This window comes from Agromyces sp. P1_H4 (genome assembly GCF_056405255.1).
In genome coordinates, this window is record NZ_JBFUCL010000386.1 from 1 (window position 1) to 3,294 (window position 3,294).

General features: G+C 73.4%; 5 protein-coding genes. All 5 read left to right on the plus strand.

The features are described 5' to 3' along the window. A partial coding sequence (gene folK / locus AC1DY2_RS17560) for a 2-amino-4-hydroxy-6-hydroxymethyldihydropteridine diphosphokinase (RefSeq protein WP_476763583.1) occupies window positions 1-439 on the plus strand: 439 nt, incomplete at its 5' end. Further along, complete coding sequence (locus tag AC1DY2_RS17565; RefSeq protein WP_476763584.1) at window positions 436-909, plus strand: DUF3180 domain-containing protein; 474 nt, start codon at window positions 436-438, stop codon at window positions 907-909. The genes folK and AC1DY2_RS17565, both read left to right, overlap by 4 nt. Next, on the plus strand, window positions 902-1,426 hold the full coding sequence (locus AC1DY2_RS17570; RefSeq protein ID WP_476763585.1) for a PH domain-containing protein: 525 nt from the start codon (window positions 902-904) through the stop codon (window positions 1,424-1,426). The genes AC1DY2_RS17565 and AC1DY2_RS17570 overlap by 8 nt, the downstream gene beginning before the upstream one ends. Further along, on the plus strand, window positions 1,423-3,075 hold the full coding sequence (locus tag AC1DY2_RS17575; protein ID WP_476763586.1) for a PH domain-containing protein: 1,653 nt from the start codon (window positions 1,423-1,425) through the stop codon (window positions 3,073-3,075). Before AC1DY2_RS17570 ends, AC1DY2_RS17575 begins: the two co-directional genes overlap by 4 nt. Continuing rightward, on the plus strand, window positions 3,065-3,294 hold a 230-nt coding region (locus AC1DY2_RS17580; RefSeq protein ID WP_476763587.1), incomplete at its 3' end, for an NAD(P)-binding domain-containing protein. The genes AC1DY2_RS17575 and AC1DY2_RS17580, both read left to right, overlap by 11 nt.

A 3,294-nucleotide genomic window follows, 5' to 3' on the forward strand; every position in this document is an offset into this window, starting at 1 on the left:
GGCCACGATCGCGTCCGCGACGCGCGCCCTCGCCGAGTCGCCGGGCGTCGAGCTCGTCGCGGTCTCGCCCGTGTACGAGACGGCTGCCATCACCGACGCGGGCGTCGACGCCGACGCGCCGGGCTACCTCAACGGCGTGCTCGTGATCGACACGGTGCTCGCGCCGCTCGACCTGCTCGACCTCCTGCAGGCCATCGAGACCCAGCACGGCCGCGTGCGCACGACGCACTGGGGCGATCGCACCCTCGACCTCGACCTCATCGACGTCGACGGCATCGAGCTCGCGAGCGAGCGGCTCACGTTGCCGCACCCGCGCGCCTGGGAGCGCGCGTTCGTGCTGCAGCCGTGGCTCGACGTCGACCCCGACGCCGTGCTGCCCGGCCGCGGGCCGGTCGCCGTGCTGCGCCGCGACGCCCGCGACGAGGTGGTGCGCCGATGAAGCGCACCCACGCGTCCACGATCGTCGCGTTCGTGCTCGCCGGCATCGTCGCGGGCTACCTGATCGATCTCGCCATCGTCTCCGCCGGGGCGAGCGCCATCGTGCCGCCCCTGTCGCTGCCGATCACCCTCACGGGCGTCGGCGTGCTCGTCGTGGCGTTCGCGTGGCCGGTGCGCCGGGCCGTCAAGGGCAAGGCCACCAAGCACCTCGACCCGTTCCGGGCGATGCGCACGGCCGTGCTCGCGAAGGCGTGCAGCCTGAGCGGATCGCTCGTGTTCGGGTTCGGCCTCGGCATCACGGTGTTCCTCCTCACGCGCAGCGTGGTGCCCTCACCCGAGACGGTCTGGATCGCGTTCGCCACCGCGATCGGGGCCGGGCTCCTGCTCGCCGGGGGCCTCGTCGCCGAGGCGTTCTGCACCCTCCCGCCCGACGAGCCCGAGACCGAGAAGGAAGGGCACGTGCATGCCTGAGATCCGCGACGCCCACGCCGGCGAGCCGCCGGCGGTCGAGCCCGCGGCACCCGGTGACACCGGCTGGCTGCGCGTCTCGCCGAAGTACATCGTCGTCGAGGTGGTCGGGTCGCTCATCGGCATGGTCGTGTTCGTCGGCGCCTTCACCATCGCCTACCTGCTCTGGGGCCAGTGGTGGGCGCTCTGGGCCGCCATCGTCATCGGCGTCGCGTCGCTCGTGGGCATCGCGTTCGAGCCGCGGCGCGTGCGGTCCATCGGCTACCGCCTGCGGGAAGACGACCTCCTCTTCCGGCGCGGCATCATGTTCCAGCGGCAGGTCGCCGTGCCCTACGGCCGCATGCAGCTCGTCGACATCACCCGCGGCCCAGTAGCGCGCGCGCTCGGCCTCGCCGACCTCAAGTTCGTGACGGCCGCCGCATCGACCGCCGTGACCGTGCCGGGCCTTCCGATGGAGGAGGCCGATCGGCTGCGCGACCAGCTCGTCGCGCTCGCCGAGACCCGTCGGGCGGGGCTGTGACCGCACCGGTCCGGCATCCGCCGGTCACGAACCTCGCCGACGGCGAGTGGCACCGGCTGCATCCGGCGAGCCCGCTCCTGCGTGGCGGCCTCGTGTTCATCGCCGTGCTCGGCTTCATCATCGCCAACCTCCGCGAGCGCGTCGTCGACATGTTCCTCGTGCTCTTCGCACCCGACCTCGACGACGGCTTCGACGTGCAGTACGAGCAGTGGCAGGGCGACTGGGCGAACGACCCGATCGGCGGCATCGTCACGAACGGGCTCGTCGGCTGGGCCATCMTCGCCGTCGCCCTCGTCATCGTCGCGGTGATCATCGGGTTCTGGCTGTCGTGGCGCATGCACACGTTCCGCATCACGAACGAGGCGGTGGAGGTGCGCAGCGGCATCCTGTTCCGCTCGCATCGGAGCGCCCGGCTCGACCGCATCCAGGGCATCAACGTCACGCGTCCGCTCTTCGCGCGCCTGTTCGGCACGGCCAAGCTCGAGGTCTCCGTCGCGGGGCAGTCGGCCAACGTCCAGCTCTCCTACCTCGGGTCGGCCCTCGCCGACGGACTGCGCGCCGACGTGCTCCGGCTCGCGTCGGGCGCGCGCGCCGAGCGGGCGTCGCAGGCTGCGGATGCCGCGGGCACGACGCTTCCCGACTCGCCGAACCCTGCACCCGGCACCCAGCAGCGCGCCAACGTCTCCGCAGTGCTCGGCCAGCGGGTCGACGAGTTCCTCGCGCCCGAGCTCGACCCGTCGCTCGCGCCCCCCGAGTCGGTGGTGCACCTGCCCCTGGGCCGGGTCATCGGCTCCACGCTCCTCGGCGGCTCGACGGCGTGGGCGGTCATCCTCGTCGCGATCATCGTGGTGGGCGTCACCACGGGGCAGCTGTGGGTGCTGTTCTCGTTCGTGCCCGCCGCGATCGGCCTCGTGAGCTACGTCTGGTCGCGCATCACGAAGTCGCTGCGCTACTCGATCGCCGGCACGCCCGACGGGGTGCGCATCGGCCACGGCCTGCTCTCGACCGGCAACCAGACCATCCCGCCGGGGCGCATCCACGCGATCGAGGCGAACCAGTGGATCCTCTGGCGCGCATTCGGSTGGTGGACGATTCGCATCAACGTGGCGGGCCAGTCGGTCAGTGCCGGCAACGATGCCGCGCAGCGCACCCTCGTGCTCCCCGTCGGCACGGTCGCCGACGTGCACCGGGTTCTCGGGCTGCTGCTGCCCGACTCGGCGGCGGCGGTCGATCCGCTCGTCGACGCGGGCCTCACCGGCCGCGACGGCGGCGGGGGATTCTCGCGCACRCCGCGCCGGGCCGCCTGGCTGCGTCCGTTCTCCTGGCGCCGCATCGGGTGGGCGGCGGGCGACGGCGTCGTGCTCATCCGCCGGGGCTGGCTGCTGCGCAGCCTCGCGTTCGTGCCGCTCGCCCGCATGCAGTCGGTCGCCGTGAGCGTCGGTCCGGTGCAGCGGATGCTGCGGCTCGCCTCCGTGCGCATCCACACGGTCGCCGGCCCGGTCGTGCCGAACCTGCCCGACGCCGAGCGCGACGAGGCCGATCGCCTCTTCCAGCGGCTCGCCGACGAGGCCGTGGAACGGGCCGCGAGCGACACGTCGCACCACTGGGGCGCGCCCACGATCACCGGGGAGTCCACCGATGCCGGCTGAGCGCGCGGGCCGGCTCGGCGTCGGCACGATCGGCGCGGGGCGGGTGGGCGCCGTGCTCGCGTCCGCCCTGGCCAACGCGGGGCACGCGCTCACCGGCATCGCGGCGGTCTCGACGCCGAGCCGCGAGCGAGCCGCGGTCATGCTGCCGGGCGTCCCCGTGCTGCCCATCCCCGACATCGTCGAGCGCAGCGAGCTCGTGCTGCTCGCCGTGCCCGAGTC